Source organism: Chryseobacterium sp. JAH, assembly GCF_001507335.1.
GTDB lineage: Bacteria > Bacteroidota > Bacteroidia > Flavobacteriales > Weeksellaceae > Chryseobacterium.
This window is the reverse complement of sequence record NZ_LMAH01000001.1, coordinates 642,585-663,532: the sequence shown is the minus strand read 5'-3', so window position 1 is coordinate 663,532 and position 20,948 is coordinate 642,585. Positions and strand designations below refer to the sequence as shown.

The 20,948-nt window shown below is 35.1% G+C and carries 22 protein-coding genes; 21 read left to right on the top strand and 1 reads right to left on the bottom strand.

Features of this window, described 5'->3' with window-relative positions; genetic code table 11:
- Positions 1 to 194 precede the first annotated feature (194 nt).
- The gene (locus AR685_RS03090) at positions 195 to 2,414 is read right to left on the bottom strand and encodes an NADP-dependent isocitrate dehydrogenase (RefSeq protein ID WP_047446161.1); all 2,220 of its coding nucleotides are present in this window, start codon (positions 2,412 to 2,414) and stop codon (positions 195 to 197) included.
- Between the two features lie 170 nt (positions 2,415 to 2,584).
- Here AR685_RS03090 and tpx point away from each other — a divergent pair, with 170 nt between their 5' ends.
- The 21 genes from tpx to AR685_RS02980 all read left to right on the top strand — a co-directional run bounded on the left by tpx (position 2,585) and on the right by AR685_RS02980 (position 20,945).
- A complete protein-coding gene (tpx, locus tag AR685_RS03085; RefSeq protein WP_047446162.1) occupies positions 2,585 to 3,082 on the top strand; it encodes a thiol peroxidase in 498 nt (165 codons plus the stop codon).
- Between the two features lie 89 nt (positions 3,083 to 3,171).
- Positions 3,172 to 5,508 carry an adenylate/guanylate cyclase domain-containing protein gene (locus tag AR685_RS03080; RefSeq protein WP_052188035.1) on the top strand — a complete coding sequence of 779 codons (2,337 nt, stop codon included), beginning with the start codon at positions 3,172 to 3,174 and terminating at the stop codon, positions 5,506 to 5,508.
- 11 nt (positions 5,509 to 5,519) lie between these two features.
- Positions 5,520 to 7,526 (top strand): adenylate/guanylate cyclase domain-containing protein, encoded by a 2,007-nt coding sequence (locus AR685_RS03075; protein WP_052188036.1) that lies wholly within the window; start codon positions 5,520 to 5,522, stop codon positions 7,524 to 7,526.
- A gap of 129 nt (positions 7,527 to 7,655) precedes the next feature.
- Positions 7,656 to 8,240, top strand: a complete 585-nt coding sequence (locus AR685_RS03070) for an HD domain-containing protein (RefSeq protein WP_047446163.1) — start codon at positions 7,656 to 7,658, stop codon at positions 8,238 to 8,240.
- A gap of 7 nt (positions 8,241 to 8,247) precedes the next feature.
- A complete protein-coding gene (locus AR685_RS03065) occupies positions 8,248 to 9,126 on the top strand; it encodes a YitT family protein (RefSeq protein ID WP_047446164.1) in 879 nt (292 codons plus the stop codon).
- 78 nt (positions 9,127 to 9,204) lie between these two features.
- The gene (locus AR685_RS03060) at positions 9,205 to 9,432 is read left to right on the top strand and encodes a hypothetical protein (RefSeq protein WP_047446166.1); all 228 of its coding nucleotides are present in this window, start codon (positions 9,205 to 9,207) and stop codon (positions 9,430 to 9,432) included.
- A gap of 182 nt (positions 9,433 to 9,614) precedes the next feature.
- On the top strand, positions 9,615 to 10,826 hold the full coding sequence (locus AR685_RS03055) for a DUF763 domain-containing protein (protein WP_059123673.1): 1,212 nt from the start codon (positions 9,615 to 9,617) through the stop codon (positions 10,824 to 10,826).
- Between the two features lie 217 nt (positions 10,827 to 11,043).
- The gene (locus tag AR685_RS03050; protein ID WP_059123672.1) at positions 11,044 to 11,634 is read left to right on the top strand and encodes a Crp/Fnr family transcriptional regulator; all 591 of its coding nucleotides are present in this window, start codon (positions 11,044 to 11,046) and stop codon (positions 11,632 to 11,634) included.
- A gap of 77 nt (positions 11,635 to 11,711) precedes the next feature.
- Complete coding sequence (locus AR685_RS03045) at positions 11,712 to 12,122, top strand: VOC family protein (protein ID WP_059123671.1); 411 nt, start codon at positions 11,712 to 11,714, stop codon at positions 12,120 to 12,122.
- Between the two features lie 42 nt (positions 12,123 to 12,164).
- On the top strand, positions 12,165 to 12,572 hold the full coding sequence (locus tag AR685_RS03040) for a VOC family protein (RefSeq protein ID WP_059123670.1): 408 nt from the start codon (positions 12,165 to 12,167) through the stop codon (positions 12,570 to 12,572).
- Between the two features lie 3 nt (positions 12,573 to 12,575).
- Complete coding sequence (locus AR685_RS03035) at positions 12,576 to 13,037, top strand: hypothetical protein (protein ID WP_059123669.1); 462 nt, start codon at positions 12,576 to 12,578, stop codon at positions 13,035 to 13,037.
- A gap of 108 nt (positions 13,038 to 13,145) precedes the next feature.
- Entirely contained in the window at positions 13,146 to 13,670 is a 525-nt protein-coding gene (locus AR685_RS03030; protein WP_047446175.1) for a hypothetical protein, read from the top strand.
- A 49-nt stretch (positions 13,671 to 13,719) separates the two neighbouring features.
- Entirely contained in the window at positions 13,720 to 14,157 is a 438-nt protein-coding gene (locus AR685_RS03025) for a VOC family protein (protein WP_047446177.1), read from the top strand.
- A 73-nt stretch (positions 14,158 to 14,230) separates the two neighbouring features.
- Entirely contained in the window at positions 14,231 to 14,644 is a 414-nt protein-coding gene (locus AR685_RS03020; protein ID WP_047446179.1) for an SRPBCC family protein, read from the top strand.
- 33 nt (positions 14,645 to 14,677) lie between these two features.
- Positions 14,678 to 14,923, top strand: coding sequence for a helix-hairpin-helix domain-containing protein (locus tag AR685_RS03015; RefSeq protein WP_228376378.1), 246 nt, complete (start codon positions 14,678 to 14,680; stop codon positions 14,921 to 14,923).
- A gap of 22 nt (positions 14,924 to 14,945) precedes the next feature.
- On the top strand, positions 14,946 to 15,869 hold the full coding sequence (locus AR685_RS03010; RefSeq protein ID WP_228376377.1) for a VOC family protein: 924 nt from the start codon (positions 14,946 to 14,948) through the stop codon (positions 15,867 to 15,869).
- A gap of 113 nt (positions 15,870 to 15,982) precedes the next feature.
- Complete coding sequence (locus tag AR685_RS03005) at positions 15,983 to 16,816, top strand: SDR family oxidoreductase (RefSeq protein ID WP_059123772.1); 834 nt, start codon at positions 15,983 to 15,985, stop codon at positions 16,814 to 16,816.
- 31 nt (positions 16,817 to 16,847) lie between these two features.
- Positions 16,848 to 17,276, top strand: a complete 429-nt coding sequence (locus tag AR685_RS03000; RefSeq protein WP_047446184.1) for an SRPBCC domain-containing protein — start codon at positions 16,848 to 16,850, stop codon at positions 17,274 to 17,276.
- Positions 17,277 to 17,382: 106 nt separating this feature from the next.
- Positions 17,383 to 17,826: an SRPBCC family protein gene (locus AR685_RS02995; RefSeq protein WP_047446186.1), complete on the top strand. Its 444-nt coding sequence runs from the start codon at positions 17,383 to 17,385 to the stop codon at positions 17,824 to 17,826.
- A 179-nt stretch (positions 17,827 to 18,005) separates the two neighbouring features.
- Complete coding sequence (locus AR685_RS02990; RefSeq protein WP_059123668.1) at positions 18,006 to 20,009, top strand: alpha/beta hydrolase family protein; 2,004 nt, start codon at positions 18,006 to 18,008, stop codon at positions 20,007 to 20,009.
- Positions 20,010 to 20,390: 381 nt separating this feature from the next.
- Positions 20,391 to 20,945, top strand: a complete 555-nt coding sequence (locus AR685_RS02980; RefSeq protein ID WP_117584617.1) for an RNA polymerase sigma factor — start codon at positions 20,391 to 20,393, stop codon at positions 20,943 to 20,945.
- Positions 20,946 to 20,948: the final 3 nt, after the last annotated feature.

Genomic DNA, 20,948 nt, shown 5'->3' with positions numbered 1-20,948 from the left:
TAATTGATTTAAAGATTTAAAAATTCAAGAAATCAAATCAATAGCGATTTTTTGATTTCTAATGACAAATAAAGTGATTATCATATTGTCGCTATAGATTGTATTATTTGTGAAAAAGCTTCATGCTATTCGTGTTTGAAAATAAAAAAAGCTCCTTTTTTAAAGGAGCTTTCAATTTATATTAAAACCAAAAATTAGATTCCGTCAATAATTTCATTTAAAACGGTACTTGGTCTCATCGCTTCATACGTTTTGTAAGTGTCAGTTTTGAAGTAACCGTCAATATTTTGAGGTTTACCCTGAGCACCGATCAATTCAGAATTGATTACTTCTTCATTTTCCTGCATTGCTTCTGCAACCGGAGCAAATTGTTGAGCTAATTCTGCATCAGCTGTTTGATTTGCTAAAGCTTCAGCCCAGTACATAGCTAAATAGAAGTGAGAACCTCTGTTGTCGATTTGTCCAACTTTTCTTGCTGGAGATTTATCAGTCGCTAAGAATTTAGCATTTGCTTCATCCAATGCATCTGCTAAAACTTGAGCTTTCGTATTTCCCTGAGTTTGTGCTAAATGCTCTAAAGAAGCCTGTAAAGCTAAGAATTCCCCAAGAGAATCCCATCTTAAATACCCTTCTTCTAAGAATTGCTCTACGTGTTTTGGAGCAGAACCTCCAGCTCCAGTTTCGAACAAACCACCTCCATTCATCAATGGAACGATAGAAAGCATTTTTGCAGAAGTTCCAAGCTCTAAGATTGGGAAAAGATCCGTTAAATAATCTCTCAATACATTTCCTGAAACAGAAATTGTATCTTTTCCTTCTCTAGCTCTTTTCAATGTTTCTGTCATTGCGTCTTTTACATCAAGAATTTTGATGTCTAATCCGTTAGTATCGTGATCAGCTAAATATTTCTCAACTTTTTTGATCATTTCTCTATCGTGAGCTCTTCCTTTATCTAACCAGAAAATTGCAGGGGTATCAGAAAGTTTTGCTCTGTTAACCGCTAGTTTTACCCAGTCCTGAATTGGAGCGTCTTTTGTCTGACACATTCTGAAAATATCTCCTTTTTCAACTTTTTGAGAAAGAAGAGCATTTCCTGTTTCGTCTTGAACTTCAATTGTTCCTTCAGCAGTAGCTTGGAACGTTTTATCATGAGATCCATATTCTTCAGCTTTTTGAGCCATCAAACCAACATTCGGAACAGAACCCATTGTAGAAGGGTCTAATTTTCCGTGTGCTTTCATATCGTCAATAACAGACTGATAAAAACCTGCATAAGAACGATCCGGAATGATACACACTGTATCTTCTTCTTTACCTTCTTTATTCCACATTTTACCGCCACCTCTTACCAAAGCAGCCATAGAAGCGTCAACGATAATGTCAGAAGGAACGTGGAAGTTGGTAATGCCTTTATCAGAGTTTACCATTGCCACTCGCGGTCCGTTTGCCAAAGCAGCTTCAATATCAGCTTTGATCTCAGCTTCCTGAGCGTTTCCTTTAATTTTATCTAAAAGATCAGCAAGTCCGTTATTTGGGTTTACGTCTAAAGAATCGAATACTTCAGCATATTTAGCAAAAACATCTTTAAAGAAAGTCTCAACAATTGCTCCGAAGACGATGGGATCAGAGATTTTCATCATCGTTGCTTTGAGGTGAGCAGAAAGAAGTACGTTTCTGTTTTTAGCTTCTTCGATTGCCTCCTGTACGAAAGCTTTCAAAGAGTTTAAATTCATTACAGAAGAATCAATCACTTCTCCGGCTTGAAGACCTGCAAAATCTTTTAATAAAGTTTCGGCACCGTCATTTCCTTTGAAAACGATTTTATATTTAGTAGCATTCTCCAGAGTAGTTGAAGTTTCAGTTCCGTAGAAATCTCCGGTGTTCATGTGAGCAACATCAGTCTTGCTATCAGAAGCCCAATCACCCATTCTGTGAGGGTTTACTTTAGCATAGTTTTTAACGGCCTTTGGAGCACGTCTGTCAGAATTTCCTTCTCTTAATACAGGGTTTACAGCACTTCCTAATACTTTAGCATATTTTGCTTTGATTGCTTTTTCTTCATCATTTTTAGGCTCAGCAGGATAATTTGGAACTGCAAAACCTTTAGATTGTAATTCAGCGATTGCAGCGTCCAATTGTGGCGCAGATGCTGAAATGTTTGGTAATTTTATAATGTTTGCATCAGGTTGAGTAGCCAATTCACCTAATTGAGCTAAAGCATCATTAATCTTCTGGCTATCTTCTAAAAACTCAGGGAAGTTTGCTAAAATTCTTCCTGCCAAAGAAATATCCGGAACGGCGATTTCAATGTTCGCTGGTTTTGTAAACGCTTTTACAATCGGTAAAAACGAGTGTGTTGCCAACATTGGAGCCTCATCTGTAAGTGTGTAATAGATTTTTGATTTTTCTGACATTATACTGTTATTTATTATTTAAAGTTTTAGTTTCACAAATTTAGTTAAATTTTAATTTTTTCCACTTTAATAATCAATGAGTTTTTCCACTTTAAGATTAATTTAACCTTTATTTCATGAGAGAAGTTTTCATTTTGAGTAAATTTGATGAAACTTTAAAAAATTAAAATATGTCAAGTATAACATTAAAAGGGAACGAAGTACATACATTGGGAAAACTTCCTGAAGTAGGGTTCACCATCAAAGAGTTTGCTTTGGTAGATTCTGGTCTCAATGTGAAAACGTTAGAAAGCTACGAAGGAAAGAAAAAAGTATTTAATATTTTCCCAAGTATCGATACACCAACTTGTGCATCTTCTGCAAGAAAATTTAATGAAGAAGCTAATCAATTAGAAAATACTGTTGTCATCAATGTTTCTAAAGATTTGCCTTTTGCATTAACAAGATTCTGTGCTGCTGAAGGTTTGAATAATGTAGAGACACTTTCAGATTTTAGAGGAACTTTTGGTGATGATTATGAAGTAACCATTACTGATTCTCCAATGAAAGGTCTTTTGAGCCGTGCCGTAATTGTAACCGATGAAAATAATAAAGTGCTTTACACAGAACAGGTTTCTGAGATTGCCAACGAGCCAAATTATAGCGCTGCTTTAGAAGCTTTGAAGTAAAATATAATTATTTCTCACCAATTTGAATCATTCTGTTATTTAATAGAATGATTTTTTTATTTTTGTAAGTGAACGTAACCATCTCGCTATTGAAAAATAAATTGACCTCTATCGCAATATTCTGTATTTTCTTTTCGGGAAATACAGTTTTCAAAGCGCAGGATTCTGCTGGGATTCTAGAACTGAAAAGTAAGTTAGCTTTTGCAAATAGCGACAGAAATAAAGCTAAAATCTACGTTGATCTCGGAAATTTATATTTAGATAATAAAAAAGCTGATAGTGCAATAGCTTATTCAAAATTAAGCTTACCTATTTATGAGAGATTAAATGATACTGAACAAATTGGAAGAACGAATCTTTTTATTGGTAGTTTACTAGTTGAAAAAATGGATCTTGTAAACAGCGAAAAATATTTACTTGAAGGAGAAAAGTATCTCAATAAAACTGAAAATTTCGACAAAAGAGCCTTGGTCTATTATTTATTAGCTACCGTAAATTCAGTCAATAAAAAAAATGAAGTAGCAAATAATTACTGCAATCAAATTTTGAATCTTTATAGTCAAAATAAAATTAAAGATAAAAAAGTGGTCTTGATGGCGTATCAAAGATTGTTTCAAAATAACTTTTTGCAAGAAAGCGCTGTAGATGCATACAAATCTCTGAATACATACATTGAGTTTACAAAAAGTAATTTTCCAGAATATTTATATGATGCTTATTTTTTCGCAGGGAGCTTCTATCTTTCAAATAAAGATTTTAAAAAATCGCTAGACTACTATCAAAAATCTCTTGGCATTGCAAAAAAGAATAAAAACCAACAACAAGTTGCGAATTCTAAAATGTTGATAGGCAATATCTACTCTGAAACCAAACAATTTGAGACAGCAAAACCTTTCTTAAATGATGCTAAAAATTACTTTGAAAATCATCAGTTGAATGATAATTTGAAGCTTGTGTACTACTATTTTTCTGATATACATTATAAACAAAAAGAGTATACAAATGCTCTGATCTACATTAATAAAGCTTTAAAATTAAGTAAGGAGCAAGATCCAATGTATCGTTACTTTACGCACCAAAAGGGATTGATTGATCTGAAAACTCTGATTGATGATGAAGCAGATTTTGGTCAAGACATTGCAAAAGCTCAGGAACTTCAAAAACTTACAATTAAACAGTCTGAAAATTTAGATTATTTTTTGAATTTAAAAACAGTGGTTCCTGCTGAAGTTTTTATTCAAAATTATGAGATTTTGCAGGAAGCCTATGAAAAATTGGGAGATTATAAAAAGTCTCTATTTTACTTAAAAAAGGGAAAAGATAAAAGGGAAGAGACATACGGTTTGGATAACATGAGAAGTCTTTATGATATACAATCGCAAACCGAACTCGCCAGCGAACGATCAAGAATAAAACTCGAAGAAGAGAACAAACGGATCCAACTTCAGCAAGAAATCGAATTAAAAGCACTTCGTTTTGAATACGAGAAAAAACAGGCGGCTGCAAAAACAGAAGAAGAACGAAAAAGACTTTTATTGGAAGAAAATGCGAAGAGAAATGAAATTGAACTTAGTTATGCTTACCAGAAAAAGGAGGCTGAACAAAAATATATGCAGGAGAAGAAGTTAGCGAATATCAATCAGGAGAAAAAAGATGCCGTTGCCAAAGCTGATTTAGAAAGTTCTAAGACTCAGAAAAATATGTGGGCAGTCGGAGCCGGATTATCACTTCTCTTATTAGGCTTTGCAGGGTTTTCTTATAATCAGAAACGGAAAGACAACAAAAAAATCGCTGAAGAAAAACAAAAATCTGATGATTTGTTGCTGAATATTCTTCCCTACGAAGTTGCTGAAGAGCTTAAAGAAAAAGGAAAAACCAATGCAAAACACTATGATGAAGTTTCGGTTTTATTTACAGATTTCGTCAACTTTACAGCGAATTCAGAAAGAATTGGTGTACAGGAAGTTCTCAATGAGCTGAATATCTGCTTTACAGAGTTTGACAGAATCATGGAGAAATACAATTTAGAAAAGATAAAAACCATTGGTGACGCTTATTTAGCGGTAAGTGGTTTGCCGGTGTCTAACGATCAACACGCAAAAAATGCGGTGAATGCAAGTCTGGAAATTCTTTCTTATATTCAGCATCGCAAACAGGAGAATCCCAATGCTTTGGATATAAGAATCGGAATTCATTCCGGACCTGTGATTGCAGGAATTGTGGGAGTAAAAAAATTCGCTTACGATATTTGGGGAGATACAGTAAATACAGCGGCAAGAATGGAGCAGAACAGTTCTTTAGGGAAATTAAATGTTTCTGAAGCAACGTACCAGATAATAAAGGATGACTTTTCTTTTGAATATCGCGGAAAAATCGAGACCAAAGGAAAGGGCGCAATGGAGATGTATTTTGTTAATCAAATTTAATTTTAATAATTGTGAAAAAAAATCTACTCTTTACATTTTTATTTTTTGCTTTAATTGCATTACAAAATTTATGTTTTGCACAAAATTCTTTTGATAAACCCAGAATCTTTACTGAAAAAGATATAGAATCAGGTGCAGCCATTGAAGAAAGTAAATTTATTGCAGGTGATAATCAGGCTTTTGCATTGCCTAAATTCGATGATTCTGCATGGGAAAGTACGGACATCAGTTCAAAAAAATCATACAAAAAAGATCAGGTTTATTGGATTCGTTACTATTTTAAAATAGATTCCGCATCTTTTAACAAATCTTTGTGTTTTGATATAAAACAGACTGGAGCTTCAGAAATTTATCTGAATGGTAAAAAAATCGAAACAATCGGAAAAATCGGAAAAGGAGCTTTAAGAGAATTTAAAATAAAAAATGAACTTCCCGAACTTTTCTCATTAAATAATACGGAAGTCAACGTTTTAGCCATTCGTTTTTTACCCGCTGTTGGAGGTAAGAAAATGATCATCAATTACAGTCCTGTAGTGTTAGACGTAGAATTGGCTTCAGCCAAAGAGTTTTTGGATGAAAAAGTAGAAATGACCGAAGGATTCAATTTCATCACGATGCTCATTTGTGGCGTTTTTTCTGCTTTAGGTTTTATTCATCTCCTCTTATTTTTGTTTTACAGAAAAGCGGTTTACAATCTGTATTTCTCAATATACAATCTCTCGATTGGTCTGTTGAGCTATATGATTCTTTTGTTTTATGAAATGGATGATCCGGCAAGTATAGATTCGTATGGTTTCTTTACATTCCTTTCAATAGTAGCTTTTGGGGCATCACTTACGGGTTTTGTCAATACTTTGTTTGGAAGAAGTAAGATCAGATTAAAAATTTTGCTGGTTATCGCTGCTTTACTTCTTATTGTCTTTTATTTCAGTGCGGCAGCGGCAATAAGTACTGTTTTTTTCTATCTGTTTTTCGTCTGGTTTGAATCTCTTTATCTCATTATCAGAGCAATGATTAGAAGAGAAAAATCTGCCTATATTGTTGGTGGAGGAATTCTTACATTCTTTGCAATTATTATTCTTATCATCATTTTTAATATTTTAGAATCATTAAATATTGCAACTCCTCAAATGCTTTCAAGTGATGAATTTGGATTGTATCTGCTTGTTTTGGTTATTGTAAGTTTTCCAATTTCAATTTCAGCTTATCTTGGATGGCAGTTTGCGTCAACCAATTTAAGTTTGGTAAAACAGTTGGACGAAGTCAACCGACTTTCTGATGTTAATTTAAAACAGGAACAGGAAAAACAACAGATTCTGCAGGATCAAAATGACTTATTAGAAAAGCAGGTCGGCGAAAGAACATTTGAATTGCAGAAAGAAAAACAGAAGACTGAAAATTTATTACTCAATATTCTTCCTCATGAAGTGGCAGAAGAATTAAAGGAAAACGGAAGTTCTGAAGCCAAATATTATGATGAAGTAAGCGTTTTATTTACCGATTTTGTTAATTTTACCCAGAGTTCTGAGAAAATGGGGGCAGAGAAAATGCTGGTTGAGCTTAATGAATGCTTCACGGCTTTCGATTTAATCATGGAAAAGCATGGTTTGGAAAAAATTAAAACGATCGGTGATGCCTATCTGGCGGTTTGCGGTTTGCCGCTTAAAAATGAATGCCATGCCTATCAGACTGTTTTGGTAGCTTTGGATATTATTGATTTTATTCAGGAAAGGAAAAAGACGCATCCGGAAGCTCTTGATATAAGAATCGGAATTAATTCAGGATCTTTGATTGCAGGGATTGTCGGAGTGAAAAAATTCGCTTACGATATTTGGGGAGACACTGTAAACACAGCGGCTAGAATGGAACAGAACAGCGAAAAGGGAAAAATAAATATCTCAGAATCGACATATCAATTGGTTAAAGATAGAGTTCAATGCGAATACAGAGGTAAAATTCATACAAAAGGAAAAGGCGAAATGGATATGTATTTTGCGATTGAAACTAAAAAGGATTAACAACAAAAGTTTTGTCGGCTTTGCTGAGTGAAACGTCTTTGCGAAAGTAAATTTGCAGAATAACATTCAAAGAAATCCTTGCGCACTTTGCGTTTAAATAAACAAGAAACACATTTTCTATTTTAAAATATGGAATACGAAAAATTAAATAAAATAATAATAAAAAGACTCAGAGAAAATCTCCCTGAGCATCTTTCCTATCACAGCGTGATGCACGTAAAAGACGTTATCGATTCTGTCGAAAAAATTGCAAAATCTGAGGAGGTAAACGATGAAGATTTGTTGTTGCTGAAAACAGCAGCCTTATTTCATGATACAGGATTTTTATTCGGTTCAAAAAACCATGAAGAAAAATCATGCGAAATTGCAGCTGAATATCTTTTAGAATACGGATACTCTCAGGAGCAACTCGATAAAATCAAAGGAATGATCATGGCAACAAAAATTCCTCAGACGCCGCACAATCATTTGGAACAGATTTTAGCGGATGCCGATTTGGATTATTTAGGGAGAAACGATTTCTTTGTCATTGGAGACAAATTATTTGAAGAACTTTCGATGTTTGGAATCGTCAATTCTGAACGCGACTGGAATCTGTTGCAGGAAAAATTCCTGGAAAGCCATCATTATTTTACCGAAACTGCCATCAACAGCAGGAAAGACAAAAAACAGGATAACCTGAATATTATTAAAACAAAACTAAAAAACGACTAACCCTTTTATGAGCTCAGCAACTAAACATGGCCCGCTTTTTACCATTTCAGATATTATTTATCTCGTTTTAGGTGTAATTTCTGCGAGTTTTGCTCTAAAATCTTTCCTCGTTCCCAACCACTTTTTAGATGGCGGCGTAACGGGAATTTCACTTTTAATGCACGAAGTTTATCATTGGAATTTGGGTGTTGTTTTATTAATTTTAAATACTCCTTTCATCATTTTAGCCTATTTTCAGATTGGAAAACATTTTGCTATCAGAAGCTTTTTGACAATTTTATTAATTATTATAACAATCTCTTTCGTTCCTTTTCCGGAAATGACACATGATAAATTATTGGTCGCTATGTTTGGCGGATTTTTCATGGGAATCGGAATTGGTTTATCCATGCGTGGCGGCGGAACTTTCGACGGAATGGAGGTTTTGGCTCTTTTAACATTCAAAAAAAGCAGTTTCAGTATTACCGAGATTATTTTGGGAATGAACGTCATCATTTTTATTATTGCCGCAGTTTTCTTGAAAGTGGAAACCGCATTGTATGCGATTATGACGTATCTGGTAGCAAGTCAGATTACCAAATATGTGATAGAAGGTATTGAAGCTTACACGGGGGTAACAATTGTTTCGGGAAACAGCGAAGAAATAAAAAAAGCTTTGGTTTTAACGATGAATAGAGGAATCACTGTATATAAAGGAGAAAGAGGTTTTATGAAAGAATCTTTTGAACAAAGTACAGAAGCAGATATTATTTTTACGATTGTAACTCGTCTGGAAGTCAGGAAATTACAGAATATCGTTCGGGCAATCGATCCGAAAGCATTTATTTTCACCCAAACCGTAAGAGAACCTCAGGGAGGAATTGTAAAGGAAATTATCAAGCATTAAAATTTAATCATTTATGTGTAAAGTTTCTTTTAGAGTTGAGTTTTCTCCAGATTAAAAAAAATTAATTAAACTAAAAAAATGACGAACAGATCTACCTATTTTAAAATGACATTTATATCCGTTTCTACCGGACTTTTTGCAGGAATTCTGGTTTTCGGGTTATTTGATATCGACTTTTCAGATAAGGAAGCATTAAAAAATCTGTTTCTAAAATCTTTAGTGATAGCCGTCGGAACAGGATTAATTTTGGGTATTCTGAATATGTTTTTAAAAATTGGTAATTTCCAGAAAAAAGGAAATTCCTGAAATCTGATCCGGTCTCCAAAAAATTTATTTAAAAAATAAAAAATATGTTCCAAGCCTTATAGATTTTATTTATAAGGCTTTAATTTTGTACATCAATCATCAATCATCAATCATCAATCATCAATCATCAATCATCAATCGTCAATCAACAATCAACAATCAACAATCATCAATCATAAAAAATGAAACGCTCCGGAACCGCCACTTTACCACTTCACTACGGAAAAGTACCACCTTGGTTGTACGAAAGGATGGCCGTGCTCGGACTTTCCATCGTTGAAGTCATCTTAGCAGATTATGGAAAAAATGAAGTTCTGAGAAGACTTGCAGATCCTTTTTGGTTCCAAAGTTTTGGTGCAGTGATGGGAATGGATTGGCATTCTTCAGGCATCACCACTTCCGTGATGGGTGCTTTAAAACGAAGTATCAATCCAAATTCAAAAGAACTCGGTATTTATATTTGTGGCGGAAAAGGCAGATTCTCCAAAGAAACTCCGAACGAACTTCTTGTTATCGCAGATAAAACGGGTTTAAATGGAACTGATTTAGTTCGGGCAAGCAAGCTTTCTGCAAAAGTTGATAATACCGCAATTCAGGATGGTTATCAATTGTATCTCCATAATTTTATTTTGTCGGATGAAGGGAATTGGGCGGTCGTACAGCAAGGAATGAACGATTCAGACGGAACCGCACGCCGTTACCACTGGCATTCAGAAAATATGGAATCATTTGTTGATGAACCGCACAAAGGAATTCAGGGTATTAACCGTGGACACATTTTAAATTTAACAGCTCATGAAGCTCTAGACAGCAGAAAAGGTATTTTAGATATTTCACATACCAATTCAGAGAAAATAATGCAGGATTTTGCCAATCTGATTCTACCCGCTCATCATGATGTTTGCGCTTCTGATGTCGATTTGCAAAAACTGGGAACACTTCTGTATATGACTAGAGAAAATCCGCCAGAAAATTTTGAAGAATTACTTTTGTTAAAAGGTGTTGGTCCGCGAACTTTACAGAGTCTCGCGTTGGTAAGCGAAGTCATTCACGGTGCACCGTCAAGATTCCGAGATCCCGCAAGATTTTCCTTTGCCAATGGCGGAAAAGATGGTCATCCGTTTCCAGTCCCGATCAATGTTTACGACGAAACAATCAATATTTTAAAGAAAGGAATTGAGAAATCTAAGTTGGGGAATTCAGATAAGTTAGAGTCAATCAATAAACTTCATAACATCATTTCTGAGGCTGAGAAAAATTTTACGCCTAATTTCGATATCAATGATGTAATTGAAGAAGAACGTAAGAATTCATGGCGCTTCGGAGGGAAGACTGTCTTCGGTGATGCTGAGAAGCCATCAAAATCAAAACCGATTCAGCTTTCTCTTTTTTAAACTTGTAATAAAATAAGCATAAAATGACGCTTCGAAAAGCTCAGCCTGACACTTCAATCATATTTTGTTTTATGCGATGTCACGCTGAGCCTGTCGAGGCGTTCGTATTAAAAGCGTATTTTTTTTGTTTAAATTCTGATGTTCTAATCTGAAAATTTTCTCTCCAATATTCAAATAAAAATTTTAATTTTAAAACTTTAACACAAATATTCATTCAATGACCAGCAAAGCCTTCGAAGTATATTCAGATTTTCCTTTCTTTTTCGAGGAAGAGCTTGCAGAAATCTTTCTGGCACATGAGAAAGTGGTCTTTCAAAAGGGAGAATTTATTTTAGAAGAAGGAAAAACGGCCAATGAATATTATATTTTAGTGAGAGGTTTGGCTAGGTCATTTGTAACAGATTTTAATGGGAATGACGTTACGACACACTTTTTTGTGGAAAATGAAATCGTGATTGAGGTTTCCTCACTTTTTCAGAGAATTCCCACACAGGAAAACATTGTCTGCATTACAGATTGTGAGTTGTTAAAAATAGATTTCGATACGTTTCAGAAATTGTATCATAAAATACAGAACCTCAGTGAATGGGGTAGAGCATGGATGTCACAGGAACTTTTTGCCTATAAGCAGCGTTCTGTGGAAATGTTTACGCTATCGGCCACGAAACGTTATCTCAATCTTTTGGAACAGAAGCCACAGGTTGTACAATTTGCTCCGTTAAAGCAAATCGCTTCCTACCTCGGTGTTACAGACACTTCACTCAGCAGAATCCGTAAAGAAATAGTTTCACATCCGAGAAAAGTTTAAATCTTGCCTTATGGCAAGTTGATTTTCAATCCGACTTGGTAATTTTGGTTAAAAGTTTAACACTAAAAAATTACAAAATGGAAATCACGGATATTTATGTCAACCTTCCCGTAAAAGATGTTCAGAAAACAAGAGAATTCTGGACGAAATTAGGTTTCTCTATCAATGAACAGTTTTCGGACGAGAAAGCAATTTGTGTGATTATGAAAGAAAATCATATTTACACCATGTTTCTTCAGGAAGAATTTTTCAAAACCTTTACCGACCGACCGGTTGCAAACGGGCAGACCACGCAAACACTATTGGCTATTGGTGTCGGCAGCCGTAATCAAGTAGATACAATAGTGAAAATAGCCACAGAAAACGGAGGTTCAGAATACAGTGAACCGAGAGATCATGGCTGGATGTATCAGAGTGCATTTGCAGATCCCGATGGACATCAGTGGGAAGTAATGTACGGAGACGTTTCTCAGATTCCCTCAGAATAAAAAATTCTCAAAACTTTAAAATTAAATCATTAAAAAACAATCATGAAAGCAAATTATATATATGTCAATCTTCCGGTGAAAGATATTCCAAAAACAAAGGAATTCTGGACAAATATAGGTTTCGGAATCAACGAAGAAATTTCCAATGACAGCGCCGTTTGCGTTAATCTAAGTGAAAATATGTTTGTCATGTTTCTTACAGAGGAATTTTTCCAGACATTCTCGGAAAGACCTGTTCCGAAAGGTGATACCACTCAGGTTTTGGTCGCTATTGGTATGGACAGTCGAGAAGAAGTTGATCATATCGTCAATGCAGCAGTTGCAAACGGTGCTACCCAACATGAGGAAGCTCAGGATCATGGGTGGATGTATCAGAATTCTTTCTGGGATATCAACGGTCATGGCTGGAATGTGATGTTTACAGATCTATCACAACTTCCTCAAGGATAAAAAATGGTAACCAAATCAAAAGATATTGAAATTTTAGAATGCCTTGTAAATAGCAATTACAAAGTAATTTCAATGAATATCAATGATGTTTCTGATGAAGAATCTATAATTTTTCCTAATGGAGAAGCTAACTGCATGAATTGGATTTTAGGACATTTAATTTATATCAGAAATGTATTTCTACATGTTTTGGGTGAAGAAGCAGTTTGGGATAACGACAACTTTTCATTCTACAACAGAGGCGAAATTCCGTTAAACAGGAAAGATGAGTTTATAAGTTTTGAAGAATTAAAATCTTATTTAAAAGAATCTCAGAATAAGTTGGAAACAAGACTCGCCAGCCTTGAAACAATAGATTCTGCACTGATTGATGATGTTTCAGGATTATGTCTTCACGAAATTTATCACAATGGTCAGTTTGGATACCTGAGACGGATTCTCGGTAAACAAGGAGCCATAAAATAAAGTAGGCAAAAGAAAACAGACACTATTTCAAAGAATGTTTTCACGAATAACCCTTATCATCTGTGAATCTTTGAAATCCTTTGGTAAAATAAAAAAAAATCAAATAAAATGGATACACCAAAATCAAAAAAATTAGACATTATTATTCCTGCATTTCGCGGTCACAGTCAAAATTTTGTCATGGTTCTTAACGGAATTTCAGAAGAAGACGCGCTGAAAAGAATTGATGGCAGAACGAATCATATCATTTGGATGGTAGGGAATTTTCTCGACATGCGTTACGCATTGGGAAATATACTCGGACTGAAGGAGAAATTTGAATTCAAAGAATATTTCTCTGAAGGAAAAGCGTTGGATGAAAGCTTTAAATATCCAACACTTGAGCAACTCAAAAAGAGTTTTCATCACATATCTCCTTTGGTTTACAATAAATTATTGGAAGCAACAGATGAAGATTTAAATAAAGATTTCCCGATGGGAATGAACATAGAATTCTTCCCAGAAAACCTCCTGAATTTTGTAGGAATGTGTATTGGTCGGGAAGATTATCTATCCGGACAGATTGGTTTAATGCGTAGGATCCTTAACTACGAAGGCATGAAGTATGACTTTGATGAGCATATGAAATATTAGAATAACCATAACTAAGCTTTAATTTCAACATTAACTTAAATTTAAAATCATGGCAAAATTAAATCCATACCTCAATTTTGATGGTACAGCAGAAGAAGCATTCAATTTTTATAAAACTGTTTTCGGTGGCGAATTCGTTGGTGGAATTCATAAGATGGGCAATGCCCCGGGAACTGAGAACCTTTCGGACGAAGAGAAAAACAGAGTTATGCACATTGCGCTTCCTGTTGGTGGCGATTTGCTGATGGCATCAGACATTGTACCGTCATTTGGACAGAATCTTACGGTGGGAAATAACAATTATGTTTCTGTTTTCCCGGATTCCAGAGAAGATGCCGACCGAATATTCAAAGCACTTTCTGAAGGCGGAAATATTGAAATGCCATTGGAAGATCAATTTTGGGGCGATTATTTCGGAAGTTTTCAGGATAAATTTGGTGTTTACTGGATGATCAATTTTTCTACCGATCAAGGCTACGAAGGCTAAAAATATTTCTACCTTTAATGAATGAAATGGTAAGTGAATTTACCGTGACCTTAATACAAAAAAACAAAAGCAAATGGATCAGATCAAAATAGATATTACAATTTTAGCACCGGTAAAAAAAGTCTGGGATTACTATAACGAACCTAAACATATCATGAAGTGGAATTTTGCTCACGAAAGCTGGGAATGTCCCAGTTCTGAAAATGATCTTAGAGTCGGCGGGAAATTTAACAACAGAATGGAAGCCAAAGATGGGAGTTTCGGATTTGATTTTGCTGGAATTTACGATGAAGTGGTAGAATACGAATTGATTAAATACCATATGGAAGACGGCAGGAATGTAGAAATCGTTTTTGAAAAAATAGATGATAATACAACGAAAGTAAAGATCAGTTTTGATCCTGAAAAACAGAATTCTGTAGAGATGCAGAGGGACGGTTGGTATGCGATTTTGAATAATTTCCACAAGTACGTGGAGAATAATTAGTGCAATTTTTTTCTCATGATCAATCTGATAATTATGGCAAAATATATAAGTCCTGTTTGTAATGATCAACATGAGGTTTCAAATGACTTTCTAAAAGGAGTTATTGCAATGCCCGCGCGAAGAATGCTTGAAAGAGAAAAGATAGATTCTCTGGATAAGCTTGCCGATTATTCTGAAGAAGAACTGATGCAGTTTCATGGTTTTGGAAAAAGCACGGTACAGCGGCTGAAAATTTATATGAAAGACAATCATTTTTCTTTTAAATCATCATTAAAATAATATAACCAAAAACACAGTTCTGTTGAAAATTTCAATACGATATGTGATGAAATTTGACGAACTTGTACTAAAATCTAAAACAATGAACAATGATATTTTCCCATGTCTCTGGCACAATGAAGACGCAAAAGAAGCCGCAGAATTTTATTGTAAAGTTTTCAATGGCAAGATCACGGCTGACACTCCAGTAGTGATGAATATTGAACTTTTTGGCCAGAAATTAATGCTTTTAAATGGAGGTCCGCAGTTTGAACGAAATGCTTCAATCTCGTTTATGGTATTGTGTGAAACTGAGGATGAGGTTCAAAATTACTGGAATAAACTTTCAGATGGAGGGATAGTATTGATGGAGCTTGGAGAATACCCTTGGAGTAAAAAATACGGGTGGGTTCGTGATCAATTTGGAACCACGTGGCAATTGTATTTGGGTGAAAAACAAGGCGAGCAGAAACTGATTCCTACACTCATGTTCATTCATGAAAACAACGGGAAAGCAGCTGAAGCAATGAAATTATACACTGATATTTTTCCTAACTCAACAATTGGCGGTGTGTTGAAGTATGGAGATGGTGTCGGAAATGAAACTCATGAAGTTCCGGAAAATGTACAGCATGCTCACTTCGAGATTGATGGCTATAGCTTTTTCTGCATGGATAATTCTTACGATCACAAGTTTGATTTCAACGAAGGAATTTCTATCGTAGTGATGACCGAGAGCCAACATGAAACCGATCATCTATGGAATTCGTTGACGGAAAACGGTGGTAGAGAAAGTATGTGTGGCTGGCTGAAGGATAAGTACGGAATGAGCTGGCAAATCGTACCGAAAAAACTAATTCAGTTAATGAGTGATCCGGATCAGGAAAAGGCACAGAAAGTAGTTCAGGCCATGATGAAAATGCAGAAAATTGTCATTCAGAATCTGGAAGAAGCGTATCATTCTTAAGTTTCGCGCTGGAAACTTGGTGATGAGAGCGGAAGATTAAAGGAAGCTTAAAACATCTTACCTTTTCATCTTCGGCTTGCTGTTTGTTGGGATTAATGAAAAAAGATTTGCTTATGAAGACGCAGAACAAGTCAAAATCATTATCGAAAGTTCCGAAAGACGGATTGTATCCTGAAATTATCCGCACAAATTATTTGGGAAGTAAAAAATTACTCAACAAAAAAGCCATCATCACCGGTGGTGACAGCGGAATTGGGCAGGCAGTGGCAGTACACTTTGCAAGAGAAGGTGCGGACGTAGCTATTATTTATCAGAAAAATGATCAAGATGCGAAGGAGACTTTAAAATTGGTTGAAAAAGAAGGTCAGCAATGTATTTTGATGAAGGGTGATATTTCCAAAAAGACGTTTAGAACCAAATGTCTTGAGCGAATTAAGAAACAGTGGCAAACCTTTGATGTTTTAGTCAATAATGCAGGAATTCAGTTTCCGAAAACAGACGTTGAAAAAATATCAGACGACCAAATTACTAAAACATTTGATGTTAATATTATTTCAATGATTTCGTTTACACGAGATTGTTTGAATGTAATCAGTAAAAACGGCAGAATCATTTGCACAACCTCAGTTACAGCTTACCGCGGAAGTGATCATCTTGTTGATTATTCTGCTACGAAAGGAGCAATTGCGACTTTTATCCGATCACTTTCTGTAAATCTTGCTGCAAAGAAAATTTTGGTGAACGGAGTTGCTCCAGGCCCTATCTGGACGCCATTAGTGAAAGAAACTTTTGAAGATATTGCTTCTTTTGGGAAAGACACTCCATTGAAGAGAGCAGGTCAGCCGTCAGAAGTTGCTCCAGCTTACGTTTTTCTTGCTTCTGAAGATTCAAGTTTTATCACTGGAGAAATTATTCACATCAACGGCGGCGATTTTGTTGGGGGATGATTAATTTAAACACTTAACACCTAAAAAATATATGGAAACCTTAGAATTTACGATTGAAATTAATGCCACTCCTGAAAAAGTCTGGACTGTTTTGTGGGATGACACGAGCTACAGACAATGGACTTCCGCTTTCACAAAAGGATCATTTTATGTAGGTACTTGGGAAGAAGATAGCATGATGAAGTTTTTTGATCCTAATAATAATGGAATGTACAGCCGTGTTCTTAAAAATGATCCTAATAAAGAAATGGTTTTTCTTCATTTGGGAGAAATATTTGATGGAATTGAAGTTCCTCAGGATTGGGGCGATGCTACAGAATCTTACTTGCTGGAAGAAACTGAAGAAGGCACAAAGTTGATTGCAAAAATTAAAACTTCTGAAGAGTTTAAGGGCTTTTTTGAAGATAAATTTCCCAACGCACTTCAAAATGTGAAAAATTTAGCTGAAAATCAATTATAATAAAGTACAAATTTAGCTGATTATCTACACGAATATTCACAAGTATCATTGGTACAGAAAGTGAGTAGTCTTCATATTTACATTAAAATCAAAAAAAATAAAAGTTATGGAAACATTATCATACGAAATCATCGTTGATGCATCCAAACAAAAAGTTTGGGATGTTCTATTTGGAAAAGAAACGTACAGCGAATGGACCCAATTTTTTGGTCCAGGTTCGCAAATGAAAACCGACTGGAAAGTGGGTGGAAAAACCTATTTTGTAAATCCGGAAGGTGCCGGGATGATTTCTACCATCGACAGTATTGAAGAACCGGATCAGATGATTTTTAAACATCTCGGAATGGTTGATGAAAATGGAGTTGAAGACACCGAAAGTATGGAAATCAAGCAGTGGAGCGGTTGCTTTGAAAAATATATACTGATCGACTATGATGGTAAAACCAAACTTCATGTAGAAGTACAGACCGAGAAAGATTGGGAAGAGCACATGCAAAATGGTTTTACCAAAGGTTTGCAAGTGGTGAAAAATTTGGCTGAAGCCAAATAAATCACTTATCATCTTTAAAATAGTTAAAAACGGAGAGTATCTTACTTTTCGTTTTTATTTTATAGGAACTTTACAATAAAGAGAAATGGTTGTAACATTTTTATACTTTTAGTTGTCTAATAGAGATAAGATTATTTATTGAAATAATTGATTATTTTAAAACCAAATCCATAATTATGATGACTATTAATACTAAAATTTTTGCGACCGCTCAGGTTGTTATTTCAACCATAATGATGAATGCACAGACTTCCACAACGAAATTACCGGGTGATCCAACATTGGTTTCCTCAAAGGCTACCTTAGAAAAATTAATCACCTATGATAAAGGGAATTTTAAATACAAGGTTGAAGATTACTTTGCGAGACCAAAGGCTTCACAATTTAAAATCTCACCAAACGGGAAATATTTGTCGTATAAAGAAAAAGATAAGGATAGCAAGAATCATGTTTATGTCAAAGACCTTGCAACCGGAAAAATTACTAAAGCACTTGTTGAAAAAGAGGATTTGATTAGAAGTTACGGCTGGCTAAATAAACAACGTCTTTTTTATACACAGGATAAAAGCGGAAATGAAAATCTTCATTTATACGCAGCCGATATTGACGGTAAAAACCTTAAAGACCTTACTCCTTTCGATGGTGTAACGATTGGTTTGGTGCAGATCATAAAAGATACAGATTATGTGGTGGTAACCATGAATAAAAATAATAAGCAGATTTTTGAGCCTTTCAAAATAAACTTTGTAACAGGTGAAATGGCTCAGCTTTTTGAAAATAAAGACTCGAAAAATCCTATTGACGGCTATCTTTTTGATAAAGAGGGAAATTTGAGAGGCTATACGATTTTAGAAAACGGATTAACAACAAAGACCTATTATAAGAATTTACAATCGGGTAAGTTTGATCTTATTAAATCGACAGACTGGAAAGATACTTTCAGTATCATGAGGTTCAATGATAACTCAAAAAATAAAGATGAGGCTTATGTTGTTACAAATCTGGAGAGCGACAAATCAAGAATTGTTCTGTATGATTTAAAGAAAAATGCGGTCATCAAAGAGGTTTATTCTAATCCGACTTTTGATGTAGGTTCTGTAAGCATGGCTGGTAAAAACAGAAATTATGAGTTGGATTATATCAGTTATAACGGAATCAAAAATGAAATCATTCCTGTAAGTCCATTTTATAAAGAAGTCGATGCGCAGTTGAAATCCGAATTTGGTGACAAACAGTTTTATGTAGTTTCTTCCGATGACAGCGATTCTAAGCTTTTAGTGGTTGTTGACAGTGACAAATTGTACGGGAAATATTACGAGTACGACACCAAATCTAAAAAATTAAAACTTCTTGTCGATCTTATGCCTCAGTTGAAAGAAGAAGATATGGCAGAAATGAGACCTATCGAATTCAAAAGCAGGGATGGGCTGACCATTCATGGCTATATTACATTGCCAAAAGCGGCTGTAGCTGGTCAGAACGTTCCTCTGATTGTAAATCCTCACGGCGGTCCGCAGGGAATCAGAGATGATTGGGGATTCAATCCGGAGACCCAATTGTTTGCAAGTCGTGGGTATGCAACTTTACAGGTTAACTTCAGAATTTCTGGTGGATATGGTAAAGAATTTCAGAATTCAGGCTACAAACAGATTGGCAGAAAAGCAATGGATGATGTGGAAGACGGAGTAAAATATGCCATCTCGCAAGGTTGGGTAGATAAAGATAAAATTGCCATATATGGAGGAAGTCACGGTGGTTATGCCACTTTGATGGGATTGATTAAAACACCGGATTTATATTCTTGCGGTGTTGATTACGTGGGTGTTTCAAACATTTTTACATTCTTTGATTCTTTCCCTGAATATTGGAAACCGTACAAAGAAATGGTAAAACAGATATGGTACGATTTAGATAATCCTGAAGAAGCTAAAATTGCGAAAGAAGTTTCACCTGTTTTTCAGATTGATAAAATTAAAAAGCCATTATTTGTGGTTCAGGGAGCAAATGATCCGAGAGTGAATATTAATGAATCAGATCAAATTGTAAAAGCTTTGAGAAATAAAGGCTTTGAAGTTCCGTACATGGTAAAATACGATGAAGGACACGGATTTGGAAAAGAACCTAACAGACTTGAATTGTATAAATATATGCTGGGTTTCTTCGCTCAAAATTTTAATAATTAAACTTCAACAGAAACATATAAAAAGGAACGGAAAGTATTTTGCTTTCCGTTTTTTTGTTGAATAATAACACAATTTCTCACAATATTTCAACATACAGAATTCCACTCCTCTGGAGGGATGGATCAATTTTCAAAGAAAACTGAGACGTGGTGGTTGTTTAGCCCGGATAGAAACGGCTACCCCACAGCAAGCAATGGGAAAGCGGAGGAGCGAGGAGTAATAGTGGATAGCCGGATAAGTAAGCTCCCGAAAAAAAATCTTGTGACAAAAACACGATCAACAAACGAAAAATTGTAATGTCAAAAAAAATCTTTACATTCATTAAAGTAAAACAAAAAGTACAATCGTCATAGCAATATGGAGATTGCCGAGAAAATAACAATGCCACAGAAGGAAAAGGAAAACATTATTTCGCAAACCGTATCAAACTACGGCGGAAAACTGATGTCTTTCATTCGCCCGAAAGTGAAAAATACCGAAGATGCGGAAGATATTCTGCAGGAAGTTTGGTATCAGTTCAGCAGTTTGACCAATCTTTCGGAAATTGTAAATGTCGGCGGATGGTTATACCGTGTTACATCAAACAAAATCATCGATAAATACCGAAAAAAGAAAACCGAAAACCTTGAAGACTTTGTCTACGAAGATGAAGACGGATCGTTTTCGATAAAGGATATTTTGTTGTTGGACGACAGCGCCGGACCCGATGTGAAAATGTTTCAGGATGAAATTTGGAAAAAACTGTTTGAAGCTTTAGAAGAACTTCCCGAAAAACAAAAACTGGTTTACATGGAAAATGAACTCAATGATAAAACTTTACAGGAAATCTCTGATGAACAGGGAGAAAATATAAAAACCATCATCAGTAGAAAAAATTATGCAGTGAAGCATTTGAGAAACAGATTGAGACAATTGTACGAAGATTTAAATAATTAGAAA